At 40.6% G+C, this 14,533-nt stretch carries 15 protein-coding genes and 1 other annotated feature; of the genes, 7 read left to right on the top strand and 8 right to left on the bottom strand.

The annotated features are described in order from the left end of the window. Positions 1-13: 13 nt before the first annotated feature. Positions 14-172, top strand: a complete 159-nt coding sequence (locus tag A33I_RS20730) for a hypothetical protein (protein WP_022626978.1) — start codon at positions 14-16, stop codon at positions 170-172. Positions 173-280: 108 nt separating this feature from the next. Here the strand turns inward: A33I_RS20730 and A33I_RS03010 are convergent, their stop codons facing one another. After that, entirely contained in the window at positions 281-466 is a 186-nt protein-coding gene (locus tag A33I_RS03010; RefSeq protein ID WP_022626977.1) for a hypothetical protein, read from the bottom strand. Positions 467-479: 13 nt separating this feature from the next. After that, positions 480-1,277: an SDR family NAD(P)-dependent oxidoreductase gene (locus tag A33I_RS03005; protein ID WP_022626976.1), complete on the bottom strand. Its 798-nt coding sequence runs from the start codon at positions 1,275-1,277 to the stop codon at positions 480-482. Positions 1,278-1,436: 159 nt separating this feature from the next. Then, positions 1,437-1,648: a binding site (T-box leader), on the top strand. Between the two features lie 84 nt (positions 1,649-1,732). Between A33I_RS03005 and proB the strand changes: the two genes are divergently transcribed. The 3 genes from proB to proC are packed head-to-tail and all read left to right on the top strand — an operon-like array spanning position 1,733 to position 4,945. Further along, positions 1,733-2,854 (top strand): glutamate 5-kinase, encoded by a 1,122-nt coding sequence (gene proB, locus A33I_RS03000; RefSeq protein ID WP_012958304.1) that lies wholly within the window; start codon positions 1,733-1,735, stop codon positions 2,852-2,854. A 2-nt stretch (positions 2,855-2,856) separates the two neighbouring features. Next, positions 2,857-4,104 carry a glutamate-5-semialdehyde dehydrogenase gene (locus A33I_RS02995; protein WP_022626975.1) on the top strand — a complete coding sequence of 416 codons (1,248 nt, stop codon included), beginning with the start codon at positions 2,857-2,859 and terminating at the stop codon, positions 4,102-4,104. A 7-nt stretch (positions 4,105-4,111) separates the two neighbouring features. Then, a complete protein-coding gene (gene proC, locus A33I_RS02990; RefSeq protein WP_022626974.1) occupies positions 4,112-4,945 on the top strand; it encodes a pyrroline-5-carboxylate reductase in 834 nt (277 codons plus the stop codon). A 649-nt stretch (positions 4,946-5,594) separates the two neighbouring features. On the opposite strand, the gene A33I_RS02985 is transcribed toward proC, so the two are convergent. Beyond that, a complete protein-coding gene (locus tag A33I_RS02985) occupies positions 5,595-6,605 on the bottom strand; it encodes an NAD(P)/FAD-dependent oxidoreductase (RefSeq protein ID WP_022626973.1) in 1,011 nt (336 codons plus the stop codon). A gap of 233 nt (positions 6,606-6,838) precedes the next feature. On the opposite strand from A33I_RS02985, the gene A33I_RS02980 reads away from it, so the two are divergent. Next, complete coding sequence (locus A33I_RS02980; protein WP_022626972.1) at positions 6,839-7,693, top strand: ion transporter; 855 nt, start codon at positions 6,839-6,841, stop codon at positions 7,691-7,693. Positions 7,694-7,743: 50 nt separating this feature from the next. Here A33I_RS02980 and A33I_RS02975 read toward each other — a convergent pair whose 3' ends face one another. Continuing rightward, entirely contained in the window at positions 7,744-9,114 is a 1,371-nt protein-coding gene (locus tag A33I_RS02975; protein ID WP_022626971.1) for an aspartate kinase, read from the bottom strand. Positions 9,115-9,491: 377 nt separating this feature from the next. After that, positions 9,492-9,776: a hypothetical protein gene (locus A33I_RS02970; protein ID WP_022626970.1), complete on the bottom strand. Its 285-nt coding sequence runs from the start codon at positions 9,774-9,776 to the stop codon at positions 9,492-9,494. Between the two features lie 207 nt (positions 9,777-9,983). Here A33I_RS02970 and folE2 point away from each other — a divergent pair, with 207 nt between their 5' ends. Beyond that, a complete protein-coding gene (gene folE2, locus A33I_RS02965) occupies positions 9,984-10,874 on the top strand; it encodes a GTP cyclohydrolase FolE2 (RefSeq protein ID WP_420796748.1) in 891 nt (296 codons plus the stop codon). Positions 10,875-10,897: 23 nt separating this feature from the next. On the opposite strand, the gene A33I_RS02960 is transcribed toward folE2, so the two are convergent. Genes A33I_RS02960 through cobA form a run of 3 tightly spaced genes read right to left on the bottom strand, consistent with a single transcriptional unit; the run spans position 10,898 to position 13,835 of the window. Further along, a complete protein-coding gene (locus A33I_RS02960) occupies positions 10,898-11,521 on the bottom strand; it encodes a precorrin-2 dehydrogenase/sirohydrochlorin ferrochelatase family protein (RefSeq protein WP_022626968.1) in 624 nt (207 codons plus the stop codon). Then, positions 11,518-12,357, bottom strand: a complete 840-nt coding sequence (locus A33I_RS02955; RefSeq protein ID WP_022626967.1) for a sirohydrochlorin chelatase — start codon at positions 12,355-12,357, stop codon at positions 11,518-11,520. The genes A33I_RS02960 and A33I_RS02955 overlap by 4 nt, the downstream gene beginning before the upstream one ends. Beyond that, complete coding sequence (gene cobA, locus A33I_RS02950; protein ID WP_022626966.1) at positions 12,357-13,835, bottom strand: uroporphyrinogen-III C-methyltransferase; 1,479 nt, start codon at positions 13,833-13,835, stop codon at positions 12,357-12,359. The genes A33I_RS02955 and cobA overlap by 1 nt, the downstream gene beginning before the upstream one ends. Before the next feature lie 248 nt (positions 13,836-14,083). Here cobA and A33I_RS02945 point away from each other — a divergent pair, with 248 nt between their 5' ends. Continuing rightward, on the top strand, positions 14,084-14,386 hold the full coding sequence (locus tag A33I_RS02945) for a MerR family transcriptional regulator (RefSeq protein WP_012958293.1): 303 nt from the start codon (positions 14,084-14,086) through the stop codon (positions 14,384-14,386). Positions 14,387-14,533 lie beyond the last annotated feature (147 nt).

Below are 14,533 nucleotides of genomic sequence, written 5' to 3'. Positions count from 1 at the left end.
AGAGGTGATGTACATGAATTATCCCGTAGCTCGTTTAGAGCAAAATCAATTACAAACTGTCCGTCAGCTTGAGCAAGATCTCGGTGTCATTTTAATTGCTTATACACCGGAAGATGATCCTGCAAAGAAGCCTGAGCAAATCAATCAACAAAGAGATTTAGATTTCTTCTAAACAAAAAAATCAAGGTCCGAGGTGGACCTTGATTTTTGTATTCACTTGGTTAGTCACATGTTAATGGGAGGCTGATTCATTTACCATAGTTTTTACTAGGTTCTTTTATCAATCATCAGAGGAAAGACGCTTCTTCATCAGCTTCTTTACTTGTTCTTTCGGCTCCCAGCATGAAAATTGATAAGAAGGCTTGGTTTCATACCCAAGTCTTTGGCAAAAATAGTGCATGTGATCATTAACCCTGGCTGCCTTAAAATGAATACAGGTCGCACAGCAATGGAATTTATTTTTCACTGTTACCTCCATTTTATTTCTGTCGTAATTTACTGCCTGCAAGCTTCTCTACCACACCAGGCATCAACTGGTATAGTTTTGATCCAAACCCCATCCATTTCGGAAGGTTAATTTCCCGTGTTGGCTTTTCAATCACTTTTAAAATTTCATTTGATACGTATTCCGGGTCCAGCATGAACTTTTCAATATTAGCCACATAACTCCCATCCTCATCAGCACGGTCAAAAAAAGGAGTACGAATCGGACCAGGGTTCACAGCTGTTACATGAATATTTGTATCTTCTAGCTCAAGACGAAGCGCATTCGTGTAGCCTAATACTGCATGCTTTGTAGCAGCATATACACTTGATTTAGGTGTAGCGAGCTTTCCAGCCTGAGAAGCGACATTGATGATATGGCCTTGATTTGCTTTTTTCATCAATGGCAGTACTGCTCTCGTCATTTCAATCAGGCCAAGAACATTCACATCAAACATTTCTTTCGTATCAGATATATTCATTCGATCGGCATAATCGAAAACTCCAAAGCCAGCATTATTAATAAGTATATCAACTCTTTGGACTTTTTCGACTATGTTTTTGACACTTGCTTCTATATCCTCAGGTTTGCTAATATCAAGTGTATAAATATGAGCTTGACCGGAATTTTCTTGGATGACTTGCTGCACCTCTTTAAGCTTAGCTTCATTTCTAGCTAATAACACCAGCACCGCACCAGCGGCTGCCGCATCTATAGCTAATTGTTTTCCTAGACCGCTTGATGCGCCTGTTATCCATATTACTTTGTTTTCTAGACGTGTAAACTCACTCATGATCTCACTCCTACATATAATAAAGGATCCTTTATTAGTGTAACCCGGTCCATTATGAGTAGCAAAAGTTTTCTATGAAAGCGCTTTAAAGTTGTGTGAATCTTCAGATTTCTACTTGACTAAAAATGCTTGCGTGATTATAATAATAAAAATTAAATCAAATGTGCGTTGATTGGGAATAGTACGCATACTTCATGTGAAAAGAGAGTGGTCTCACCGGCTGAGAGGACCATCACCCCTGTTGTAGCGGAACCTGCCCTTGAGCAGTCTGGTAAAAGCCTGACCGTCTCATCCACGATACGGATGTTAGAGCGGGCATAATTTTATGCCAATCAAGGTGGTACCGCGGATGCAACCCTTCCGTCCTTATTTATAGATAAGGATGGAAGGGTTTTTTATTTAGTAAAAACAAGATGCATGTAATATAAATGATCCAAAGAAAGAAGGCATTGATTATGAACCGTCAACGATTAGTTATGAAAGTAGGAAGCAGCTCCCTTACAGGCGCTAATGGCGCGCTATGTCTGACAAAATTACGCGAGCATGTCAGGGCCATTGCTCATGCAAAAAAACTTGGCCATGAAGTCGTATTAGTATCTTCTGGGGCAATAGCGGCAGGTTTTTCTGCGCTCGGTTATCCATCCCGTCCTTCCACAACAGCGGGCAAACAAGCTGCTGCTGCAGTTGGTCAAGGTTTGTTAATGCAAGCTTATCTTGCAGAATTTGCAGCACATGATCTTACAGCTGCTCAGCTGCTTTTAACTAGAGAAGACTTTAAAGATCAGAAGCGTTACCAAAATGCCTTGCAAACGCTAACTGAATTATTGAAGCGTTCAGCTATTCCGATCATTAATGAAAACGACTCAACTTCGATTGAAGAGTTAACTTTCGGTGATAATGACATGCTTTCCGCTCTAGTCAGCGGGTTTATACATGCCGATGCCCTTTGTATGATTACGGATGTGAATGGTCTATATGATTCTAATCCAAATCAAAACCCTAATGCTAAAAAGTTTCACTATATTCCTGAAGTAACTGAAGACCTTTTCGCTTATGCAGGTGATTCAGGGTCTAAGGTTGGCACAGGTGGAATGAAATCTAAACTAATGGCAGCTAAGACAGCTACCCCATTTGGAGTGAATGTGTTTATCGGAAAATCTAGCGGGGAGACAACACTTGAAGATCTCTTGCTAGGTAAAGGTGATGGAACGTATATTGGATCATTTAAACATGCGAGCGTTATGCCAGCTTCTAAACAATGGCTGGCCGTGCACTCTGAGGCATCAGGCCAAATCAAAATCGATAAAGGAGCAGAGAGAGCCTTGCTTTTTGAAGGCAAAAGCCTGCTGCCAGTTGGTGTAGTAGACGTTATTGGACGTTTTCACGAAAATGATGTCGTTGAAATTGTAAATGAAAAAAATGCAGTCATTGGCAAAGGACAAACGACACTATCTGCTAGTGATTTAATGTTGATTAAAGGCATGCAAAGCATTCAAGCCAATGAACAAATCAAGCTGACTAAACCAGTGGCCATTCACCGTGATCAGTGGGTCCCACTCACAAAGGAGAGAATCTAGAAATGAATGAAGTATACACAAAAGCAAAAAATGCAAAAGAAATTGCCCATCTTTTAGCAAACTTAACAACAGACCAAAAGAATGCTGCTCTCAAAGTCATTGCTGATGAACTTAGAATAAACCAGGCATTTTTATTAAATGAAAATGCAAAAGATGTAGAAGCTCAAAGAGCAAACGGGATGAGTGAAACGATGATTGACCGCCTTACTCTTACTGTAGACCGTTTAGAAGAAATTGCCTCTGCCACTGAACAAGTAGCCGAACTAAATGACCCTGTAGGTGAGGTGACGAGTGAATGGGAGAGACCTAACGGGCTTCATATTCAAAACGTACGCGTGCCGCTAGGAGTTGTCGGCATGATTTATGAAGCAAGGCCGAATGTAACAGTGGATGCAGCTGCCCTATGTTTAAAAACTGGAAATGCAGTCATTTTACGAGGCAGTTCTACAGCCATTCATTCCAATATAGCCCTAGTCAATGTATTGCAAGGCGCGCTTAGCAAGGCTTCCCTTCCTGTAGAGGCGATTCAGTTAATTGAAGATACAAATCGAGCGACGGCGGAACACCTATTTACATGCAACGAATATGTAGATGTACTTATTCCACGAGGGGGAGCTTCCTTAATTCAAGCAGTCATTGAAAAAGCAACCGTCCCGGTCATTGAGACAGGTGTAGGAAATTGTCACATCTATGTTGATCATTCAGCTGATTTCGAGCTAACAAAATCAATTGTCGTCAACGCGAAAACACAGCGTCCATCTGTATGTAATGCAGCAGAAACAGTAATCATCCATCAAGGATTTGCAAATGAACATTTACAAAGTCTGCTTGACCAACTTGAAGTAAGAGGGGTAACCTTTTTCGGAGATCAGGCTGCTTGTTCAATGGATGAGCGCATTAAGGAAGCCACAGAATCTGATTGGGCAGACGAATATTTAGATTTAAAACTTGCGGTTCGAATCGTCCCTTCTATTGATGAAGCGATTGCACATATACGAAAATACGGCACAAAACATTCTGAAGCCATCATCAGCGAGACTAAAGAACATGTCCTTACATTCCAAAATTTTGTGGATGCAGCTGCTATTTATCACAACGCTTCAACCAGGTTTACGGATGGATTTGAATTTGGTTTTGGGGCCGAAATTGGAATAAGCACACAAAAATTACATGCTAGAGGGCCAATGGGGCTGAACGCCCTGACTTCAAACAAATACCTGATTTTAGGGAACGGACAAATTAAAGGATAGGTGACCTATGTTAACAAATAAAACGATTACTTTTTTAGGTGCAGGTGCCATGGCAGAGGCAATCATTGGGGGACTTATACGAAACCAAATCGTAGACCCACATAACATCATTGCCACAAACCTGTCAGATACAACTAAGCTCGAAAAATTAAAAATGAGATACAACATTCAAACAACCACAAGCCGAACATGGGCTGTGGAACAAGCGGAAATTATTGTTTTAGCGATGAAACCTAAAAATATTGAAGAAGCTGTACGAGAAATTAAAGAGAAAGTAAATAACGATAAGCTGATTATTTCAGTTATTGCAGGGATCCCTTCTAGTTATATTGAGGATTTATCTGGCTCAAAGAGCAGGGTCGTTCGGACGATGCCAAATACTTCTGCTAAGGTAGGAGCATCAGCAACCGCCATCTGTGCTGGCAGATATTCAACAGGTGATGACTTAGAAACGGTATCTCTATTATTTTCAGCTGTAGGTACGGTAACTGTCGTTCCTGAAGAAAAAATGGATGCTGTCACCGGCGTAGCCGGCAGCGGCCCTGCTTACTTTTATTATCTCATTGAAGCGATGGAGAAGGCGGCTGTTGAGAGTGGATTAACAAGTGAGGAAGCTACAGCTTTAATTACGCAAACGGTTGTCGGTGTTGGAAAACGACTTCAAGACACATCAAAATCATCTCGGGAATTATACGAAGAAGTGATGAGTCCAAATGGAACAACGGAAGCTGGCATCACGCTTTTAAGTGAACGTAACGGCCAGGATGCCATGCATGATGCTATCCTAAAAGCCATTGCCCGTTCGAAGGAATTAGGGTCTGTGTTTACAGAATCAAAATAAATATAGAGGCTGGGGCAAAAGCATTTTGAAACGAACGTATGATAGAGGAGAATTCCCGCTCCTGAAATACACTTCGCTTTTCGCGGTGAGCTCTGAGCTTCCTCGGGCTTTTGCCCTGTGGGATCTCAGCCCTGCTCTAGGCACCGCAGGGAGTCTCCGCATAGTTCATCCGCTAAGTAATGTGCTTGGGACGGATTTAGTTGAATGATTTCGTTTGAATCAGACCAATCGAAACACCAATTATATGATGTTAACTATAAAGCTAAGTCACTGAATACTATCTTGCAATGTGAGGGACCACTTATTAACCTACATGCTACGTTGATTGGAGCGGAAGGCGCCGACTCCAGCGGGATGCGCGTGACCAGGGAGACCCCACAGGAGCCAATTGCGACGAGGAGGCTCCCGGGCCGCCCGCGGAAAGCGTGCGCCTGCAGCGGAAATCAACAATTACTGCAGGGGAGAACCTTTTCATACTGTACGTGGCCAGTGAGGTCCCACAGGAGTTAAGTGACAAGGAGCTCCTGGGCCGTCCGCGGGAAGCGTGTGCCTTGCAGCGGAAATCAACAGCTACTGTAGGAAGATGCATTTTCAGTGACTTAAGCGCTTTGTTCTATTCTTATTTAAGCAATTCCGTTATGCCCAGCCTCTATTTCTTTAAGTACCTGCTCATTCGTTTTCCTGCTTCCATTCCAGATAATACAGCGCCTTCTACTTTCCCTTCTTTAAAGCAATCTCCTGCAAACACTATAGGACTCGGATACGTTGTAGCAAGCACCCTGTCTGGATATAGTGACCGTGGCTTTGCATACCGCCACCTCTTCACTTGTACTTCTTCTACTTCATTAGGAGAAATGAGTGATTCTACTTGCTTTAATAAGAATGAAGTGACCTCGTCATCGGCTGCATCGAAATTGTTAGAACTCCATTCTCCTGAGGCATGAATCGTTATGATCGGTTTGGTCGATATTCCTTTTTGTTGATTGTCTCCTATAAAAGCGACATCCCCTTCTCCCTGTATACCGCCCTTAGGAGGAATTCTGCTGTCATTTCTTAACGTAACCATTAAACAAATGCAAGGATCATACGTAATATTTGCAAGCTCCATCTTTATATCACTTTCTAGCAGCCCGAGGTTCATCCAGGTGAGGACTTGAGGGATCGGAATGGTTGATATAATTCCTGCCGCTTGTACTGTTTCTGTTACAGAATCCTGCTCATTTATGACTTCCAACTGCCATTGTTGCTTTTGATAATCAAGATGAACGGCACGATGATTTAAAAGAATATCATTCTCATCAACAAGTGATTTTGTAAGCGCATTCATACTAGTTGAGCCCACATACCGCGGATAACCATCTGTCTCTAAATGAACTTTACCGCCTAAGTCCATTTGGTGAAAGCCCTTTGTCCACTCATTAACAGTGCCCTCTTTCATCCAGCTGTCTACTAAACTTTTCATAACATCTGATCTTGCTGTAAAAAATTGAGCTCCATGGTCGGCTCTACCGCTTTGGATTCTTCTTGTAGCCATCCTGCCCCCTACACTTCTCCCTTTTTCAATGAGTAGAGACGGGATGCTTTTCTTTTTTAATTCTTGTGCAGCAAATAGTCCTGTTAACCCTGCTCCTAGAATAATAATAGGTGATTCTTTTCTCATATTCACCCTCCCTTTTCTATTATTATTGATCATAGCAGAATAAATCCGAATGACGAAATAATTTACCTCGCTTTCGAAGTGGTTATTTCGATTTCGTGTTTCAATTACTGATGAAGGGATTGCACATATATAAAAAGAAACGTCAGCTTGTCTTGTTGACTTCTTATCTAGTAAAATAGGAAAGTGTGCATATCGAATAGCAGAATAAAATGCAAGAAGGAGTTATTATGTAAATGGAAAACAATCCAGCCGAACAACAAGTTCCACCATTAGTAGCCTTAGCTCAGCGTATCGTCTTTCATAAGGCCTTCACTCCAACTATTATTACCTTGATTATCATTAATGCCATTATTGTAGGCCTTGAAACATATCCTACTGTATATCAAGGTTATAATGATTGGTTCTACGCAGCAGATTTAGCCTTGCTTTGGATATTTACAATTGAGATTACACTGCGTTTTATCGCAGCGAGACCGACTAAATCCTTTTTTAAAAGCAGCTGGAACTGGTTTGATTTATTAATCGTTCTTGCCGGTCATGTCTTTGCCGGTGCTCATTTTGTAACGGTTCTTCGTATCCTGCGCGTTCTTCGCGTATTACGTGCCATTTCTGTCATTCCTTCTCTGCGTCGTTTAGTCGATGCTTTGCTGATGACCATCCCGGCTTTAGGAAACATTATGATCCTGATGGGAATTATTTTCTATATTTTCGCTGTGATTGGAACGATGTTATTTGCTTCTGTAGCACCTGAGTATTTTGGTAACTTACAGCTTTCTTTATTAACATTATTCCAAGTTGTTACACTTGAATCTTGGGCAAGCGGTGTCATGAGGCCGATTTTTGCAGAGGTTTGGTGGTCCTGGATTTATTTTGTCATCTTTATTTTAGTAGGGACATTTATTGTCTTTAACTTATTTATCGGTGTTATCGTTAATAACGTTGAAAAAGCAAACGAAGAAGAACTCAAATCAGAATTAGATGATAAAGAGGCAGATACAAAAGAAGAGCTTGCTTCTCTGCGTAATGAAGTAGCAGAGATGAAAGACCTCATTAAACAAATGTATAAACAGCAAACAAAAAAAGGGTAACAAAAAGGAGCTGACTAATGACAGCTCCTTTTTTGTGTGCGTATTACTATTTATTGAACGACTTCAACTGCAGCACCGAAAAATTCAGCATACAGTTCTCGTACTGCGCGGTCTGTATCTTTTTCATGAATCCCAATAACTAAGCTCACTTCAGAAGATCCTTGGTTAATCATCTCAATATTCACATTAGCACGGGCCAGAGCAGCAGTCATACGAGCTGACACGCCAACTGTATTGTGCATCCCTTCTCCGACAATCATAATCATTGCAAAATCCTTTTCAATATACACATCATCTGCGCCAAGTTCCATTCTGATACGCTCAACAATCCGCTCTTCAATCTCAGGAGTTAACTGACATTGTCTCAGAATGACAGATGTATCGTCAATTCCCGATGGAATATGTTCATAGGACAAGCCTTCATCTTCAATAATTTGCAGAAGTCTTCGTCCAAAGCCCACTTCTCTATTCATTAAGTATTTACGAACGTAAATGGTTGAAAAGCCTTCATCTGCTGCAATCCCAATCACAGGATTTAGAAAATATTCGCGCTCGGCGATAATCATCGTTCCAGAGGAAGATGGATTGTTGGTATTTTTCACACAAACAGGAATTCCTTTTCTGAATGCAGGAATTAAGGCTTCATCATGGAAAACAGAAAATCCGGCATACGAGAGCTCGCGCATTTCTCGATATGTCATTTTCTTGATTTTCACAGGTTCTGAAACGACATTTGGGTTCGCTGCAAAAACAGAATCTACGTCTGTAAAGTTCTCATATAAGTCAGCTTCCACTCCGGCCGCTAAGATCGAACCAGTAATATCAGATCCGCCTCGTGGGAACGTTACAAGAGTCCCTTCTTTTGAGTAGCCAAAGAAACCTGGGAAAACAATGATTTCATCAGTGTTACGCAGCTCTTTTAAATGATCGTAAGCTTCTGGAAGCACCTGAGCATTTCCTGGCTCATCACTTACTAATAAACCTGCATCTTTAGGATTAACATATTTTGCAGGTAAGCCCACACTTTGTAAGTATGACGCAATTAATTTAGCATTATTATCCTCGCCGCTAGCTTTAATTAAGTCCATAAATGACCCAGAACGATTCCTGTCAAATGTTAACCTCTCACGGAGATCAGCTTCGATTGTGGCAATAATACTGCCCCCTAAACCAAGACCCTCGGCAATGGAAGCATAGCGTTCTACAACGGCTTGCAGCGCTAATTCTACCTCGCCATTCGACAGGTATGTTTCACCTAAATGAATAAGTAAATCTGTAACTTTCGTGTCGCTGCTATCTCTTTTTCCAGGTGCAGAAACGACAACAATTTTCCGCTCAGAATCCTCTGATACAATTGCTGCAACTTTTTTGATTTGTTCTGCACTAGCTACGGAACTTCCCCCAAATTTAGCTACCTTCATCTTGTCACTCCAGCTCCTTACTTCTCTCGTTTTCTCTATTTATCTAATTATTTGAACATTCTAACTATAGCACAATGACACCGTTGCCGCAAAGTGAATCTATCCTACTCATCCCGCATACCAAACGCTTAACTTAGCTTACCTCGCCTCACCCGTCTAGTTCATTCATTTTACGCCAATCATTGCCCAATTCTCCCAAATGCTCAAAATGGAGAAGCATTCTTGAGTATGGTTAAGCACATATAAAGGACATTTTATGTTCATTTCATTATATTATGTCTACACTTCTTTCACTAGCTCTTTGTAAATTAGGTTACAGCTGGAATAAATGAAAAGAAACAAAAAAATCCCCGCGCATTTTCATGCGGGGGGTCAGCTTATCTGAACCATGAGAGTAATACTGGCATTTTCTCACTTTTAAGTGCTTCAGCCGTACAAGATGATTCAGAATCATATCCTAGATCAACTGCATAGCCATATGTAACTTCTTCAAGATTGTTGGTTAATTCAGCTTGATCAAAACACTCTGGTGCACTGTAAACTTTCTTTGTGTGATCAACAATTACCCTCTCATCAGTAGGTTGAACGGTTGTTTGAATCGTTAACCCAAGCACTACTAAAACTAGTGCGACTGCTATTAAAATACCCGTTCCTTTTTTCAAATATGCTCACTTCCTTGTCTACATTTCCTTTTGTAGTGTAATATGAGGGAGCAGCGCATGCAACCTTTACAACTTGTATAAGTAATTTTTAACTATATCGAATCAAGTTGTTTTCTGCTTGGAACAAAATATGGTATGATAATTTCGTATTTCTTATGTAATTTACTCTACTTATAGATTATGTTAGAGGATAAATCAGGAGTGATGATGATGAATAGACAATTGCCGCCTAAAGCTGAAAGGCACCGTCATTTCGGCTCAGTGGAACCAATTGAAGGAACAAAGCCTAAAGAAAAAGATCAGATGCCAGATCTTCAAAATAAACCAGATGATTATTATTTTCCTATTCAAAAAGTAGGTATTTCAAAGGTTAAGTATCCTGTGATGATTGAATCGGCTCTAGCACCAACAACTCAAACGACTACAGCCGAATTTGCTATGACGACAAGCTTAGATGCAGAATTCAAAGGGATTAACATGAGCCGTTTAACAGAACAGCTCCATATGTATTTCCAAACTCACCTTCTTTCACTTGAAACGCTGCGTGAGTTTGCTGCCATCTTAGCTCGCGAAATGGACCAAAAAGCATCTGATGTAAAGGTTACATTCCCTTGGTTCTTTACTAAATCAAGCCCTTCTATGAAGAAAGAAGGAATGGCTCACGCAGATGTTACATTTGATGTAAGTTTTAATGAAGAAACAGGTTACACATCAAAGATTACTTTAGTTGCTGCTGTAACTACTTTATGTCCTTGTTCAAAAGAAATTAGTGAGTATAGTGCGCACAATCAGCGCGGCTTTGTAACAATGAGTGCTGTGGTGGATGATGTGGCAGATATTGATTGGAAGCAAGCACTGCTTGAAGCAGCAGAAAGTAATGCAAGCTCCATTCTTTACCCTGTATTAAAGAGACCTGATGAAAAAGCTGTTACCGAACATGCATATGAGAACCCTCGTTTTGTAGAAGATCTTGTTCGTCTTGTAGCTAGTGATCTTTATGAAAATGAAGCGATTCGTTCATTTGAAATTGAGTGCCGTAATGAAGAGTCGATTCACCAGCATGATGCAATTGCGCAGCTTTCTTTCTCTAAAGAATAATAAACAGCCTGATCCTATCCGGATCAGGCTTCTTTATTTAATGCTTTCTTTACTTTCATCAGAAGCTTCTCCTCACGCTCTTTATCGTTTAGCCAATAAGATTGAACGATTTGAGTAAGCAGATCTTTTTTATCAACTGAATTTAAAGACGCGCTTTTAATCTGATCTCTTGCCCATTTTAAAAATAAGAGCTGATCTTCAATATCAACTGGCAACTGGTTTACGATTTGTTTTGAGAGCTCTTTAGCATAGAACGGACTTGCCCCATTTGTTGAAACTGTGATCGTTAAATCCCCTTTTTGTAAAATGTGAGGAAAGTGGATATCACTCTTTGCTTGATTTGAGGCATTATAGACCCATTGTCTAGCTTCCCGGTTATAATAAAGCGCCTCATTTAATTCTTGATCATTAGTAGCTAGAATGACTAGGTCAGATGAGAACGATTCATTCGGCTTAACTTCACGTTTTTCAAAGCTCACTTCACCTGCTCTAACTAGGTCTTCGATTTCTGCAATAATATCTGGTGAGATAAGATGAATGGTTGCTTTTTGAAGCCGAAGCTTCTTTATTTGACGGTAAGCCACTCTCCCCCCTCCAACTACCGTTACTTCCCGTCCCTCAAGGTCCATCATCACAGGAAGATTCATTCAGAGGTCACCTGCTTTTTTTCTTCTGCTTCTATTCGATAAACACATAAATCACAATTCACCCTCACCTGATTAGCTAACACTTCTTCTACCCTCTTGACCAACACTTCTTTCATATCATCATCAAACCCTAAATAAGGGCATAAAATCGATTCTATTCCGGTTTCAAGCGACCACTGGTCTAATTTTTTTTGGAGTCCTTTCATTAAGACACCGGTGAAAAGAAGATAAGGAAGAACGAATACTTTTTTATAAGGTAATCTAGTAATTTTCTCCAAACCTTGATCGACAGATGGTCTTGTTGCCGCGATATAACATACCTCTATTTCACTTACCGGAGCTTCCTCCCACAAAAGTCTAGAGATTTTCATTAAATCGCTGTTTGCATCTGGATCGCTGCTGCCCCGTCCTACAAGCAGAACACTTACCTCTTCACGCTTCTCATCTGTCGGTCTGCCTTCAACACTTTTTAAACCTTTGTATTCAAGTCGCTTCTTTACTATTGAGATTAATGTTGACTCCACTCCAAATGGGCGTCCGTAAGAAAACTGTACATGAGGATATTCTGCTTTTGCTCGGTCGATTTCTCTTGGGATATCAAATTTCGCATGATTGGCCGTTAGCAGCAAAACAGGAATGACCGCGATATCTGTTGCCCCTTTTTCAATACATGTTTTTATTCCTTGGTCGATAGACGGTTCGGCAAGTTCAATAAAACTATGCTCCTGAATAGGAATCTCGGGAAACCGCAGCTTTACTTGGTTAATAAATGCGATTAATTCTTCATTTCCAGCCCTCACCCGGCTTCCGTGCCCTACATATAAAATGGCTTTCACTACTTAACCACCTCTGTTATGTTAGATTGTCTTAGTACGTTAATAAGCGCTTCTTTTGTAGGAGATTCTAACACGACATCTACTTTATAACCAGCAGAAAGGGCTGCCTTCTCTGACATTGAACCAAAGCAAATTACTTTGACCGTATTGTTAATCTCCTCTATGCTCCAGCCCATCTTCATAAACCGACCGCTGACGGTTTGTACAGACTGAGCACTTGGGAAGACAATGGTTTGAATACGCCCTTCATCTTTTAATCTTTCACAGGTAACATCTGTAGACGAGACAACAAAGTCGTGATGGGTAATAACATATTCATGTGACCCCCAAGTGTCAGTTAATAACATTTTGTCATTTGCTAAATGTGCATTGCCTAGCAACAGAACCTTAGAAGAGTCCTCCTTTACCTTAGTTAATTCACTTGTAAAACAACCGTACTTCTCTAAAACCCTCTCTGATTTTTTTGAGCGCACATGAAATGTAGCCCTGATTTCTCGTAGATCCACCTTATCTGTTCTCAACCAATTAAAAAAGATTTCAACACTTTCAGGCGATATAAAGACAATTTGATCAAAGTCCCTAAAATCCGTTTGCGGTTTTTCAGCTGTCTTAGAATAGATACGTGGAAATTCGAATACTTCAGCTCCTAATTCTTCTAACTCATGAGCAACCGCACCTTGGCTTCCTGAAGTTCTGCCTAATAAGATATGCTGGCCAAATAGAGGTTTTCGCTCAAACCAGCTTGGTTCTTTTCTTATGTTTGCAACTTCACCAACTAAAGTAATCGCAGGGTTCGTCAAGTTTGATTTGCTTACTTCTTCTGCAATCGTTTCAAGTGTACCGCTCACGGTTTTTTGACTGCCTAACGTTCCCCATTGAATTAAAATAACAGGTGTGTCTTTAGGCTTACCGTGCAGGGTTAGTTGATTAGCTATATAACCGAGGTTTTTCACTCCCATATAGAAAGCAATTGTATCGCTCCCTTTTGCAAGTGCTTGCCAATCGATTAAAGGCTCTCCTTTTTCAGACTTGTCATGCCCCGTTACAACGGTAAACGATGCACTATGATCCCGATGCGTCACAGGTATACCAGCATATGTTGCCGCTCCAATTCCAGCTGTGATCCCTGGAACGATTTCATAAGGAACGCCAGCTTCATCTAAAGCATGAGCCTCTTCCCCCACTCGACCAAACACACTTGGGTCCCCGCCTTTAAGTCTGACAACAACTTTGCCTTCACTCCCATACTGAACGAGCTTTTCATTTATGGCCTCTTGTCTCAATAAGTGCCGCTTAGGTAATTTCCCGCAATAAATATGCTCACAATCCGGCTTCGTCCATTCAAGCAATAATGGATTCACCAGCCGGTCGTAGAGAACAACATCTGCCATCTCAACACATCTTCTAGCTTTCAATGTCATGAGCTGCAAATCCCCAGGACCTGCCCCAACTAAATACACGTACCCTCCATTGTTCATCTCTTCATCTCCTCTTAATTTCTCACATCTATTATTCCGAGTTAATTTATAAGTTTTATAAAGTATAACGTAATTTTCAGAAAATGTACATTCACTATTTAATATGTTCGTTCAATCGAAAATTTGTCAGAAAATCTAACAAACTCTCTCACCTCCCCCTTGTCCATGTGATATAGTATGACAAAAGGTCAGAACATTCTCACTTTAAAACAGATAAATAATCCCCATCAAAGAGGTGTTTCTTGGTTATGTCTTATAAAGATAAGAAAGTGATTACAATTGGGATAGTAAGTGAACTAACTGGATTGAGCGAGAGGAAGATCCGCTATTATGAAGAAAGAAAATTAATTTACCCTGACAGAACAAAAGGCGGTACACGCAAGTATTCATTTATAGATGTCGAACGCCTAATTGACATTGCAAATAAAATGGAAGATGGTATGCAGACGTTCGAAATAAGAAGACAAGAACAAAAGATGATGAAGAAGAAAGAAGTTCGCGACAAAATGCTTCGTGGTCAATTAAATGCAGCGTTTAATATAAGAAAATAACTCATGCCAGGTCCAACCGAGGCCACTGATAAACCCATGGTTTTTTTAGTGGCCTGAGGAAATGATCAAAAAAATAAAAAAAAGGGCAGTTTCTTCTCCGACCGTGGAGAAGGAACTGCCCTTTCTCTTGATTATTACGACTCTTTT

Source organism: Alkalihalophilus marmarensis DSM 21297 (assembly GCF_000474275.2).
Classification (GTDB): domain Bacteria; phylum Bacillota; class Bacilli; order Bacillales; family Bacillaceae_D; genus Alkalihalophilus; species Alkalihalophilus marmarensis.
The sequence above is the reverse complement of the archived record's forward strand: the minus strand, read 5'-3'. Positions and strand labels throughout refer to the sequence as shown.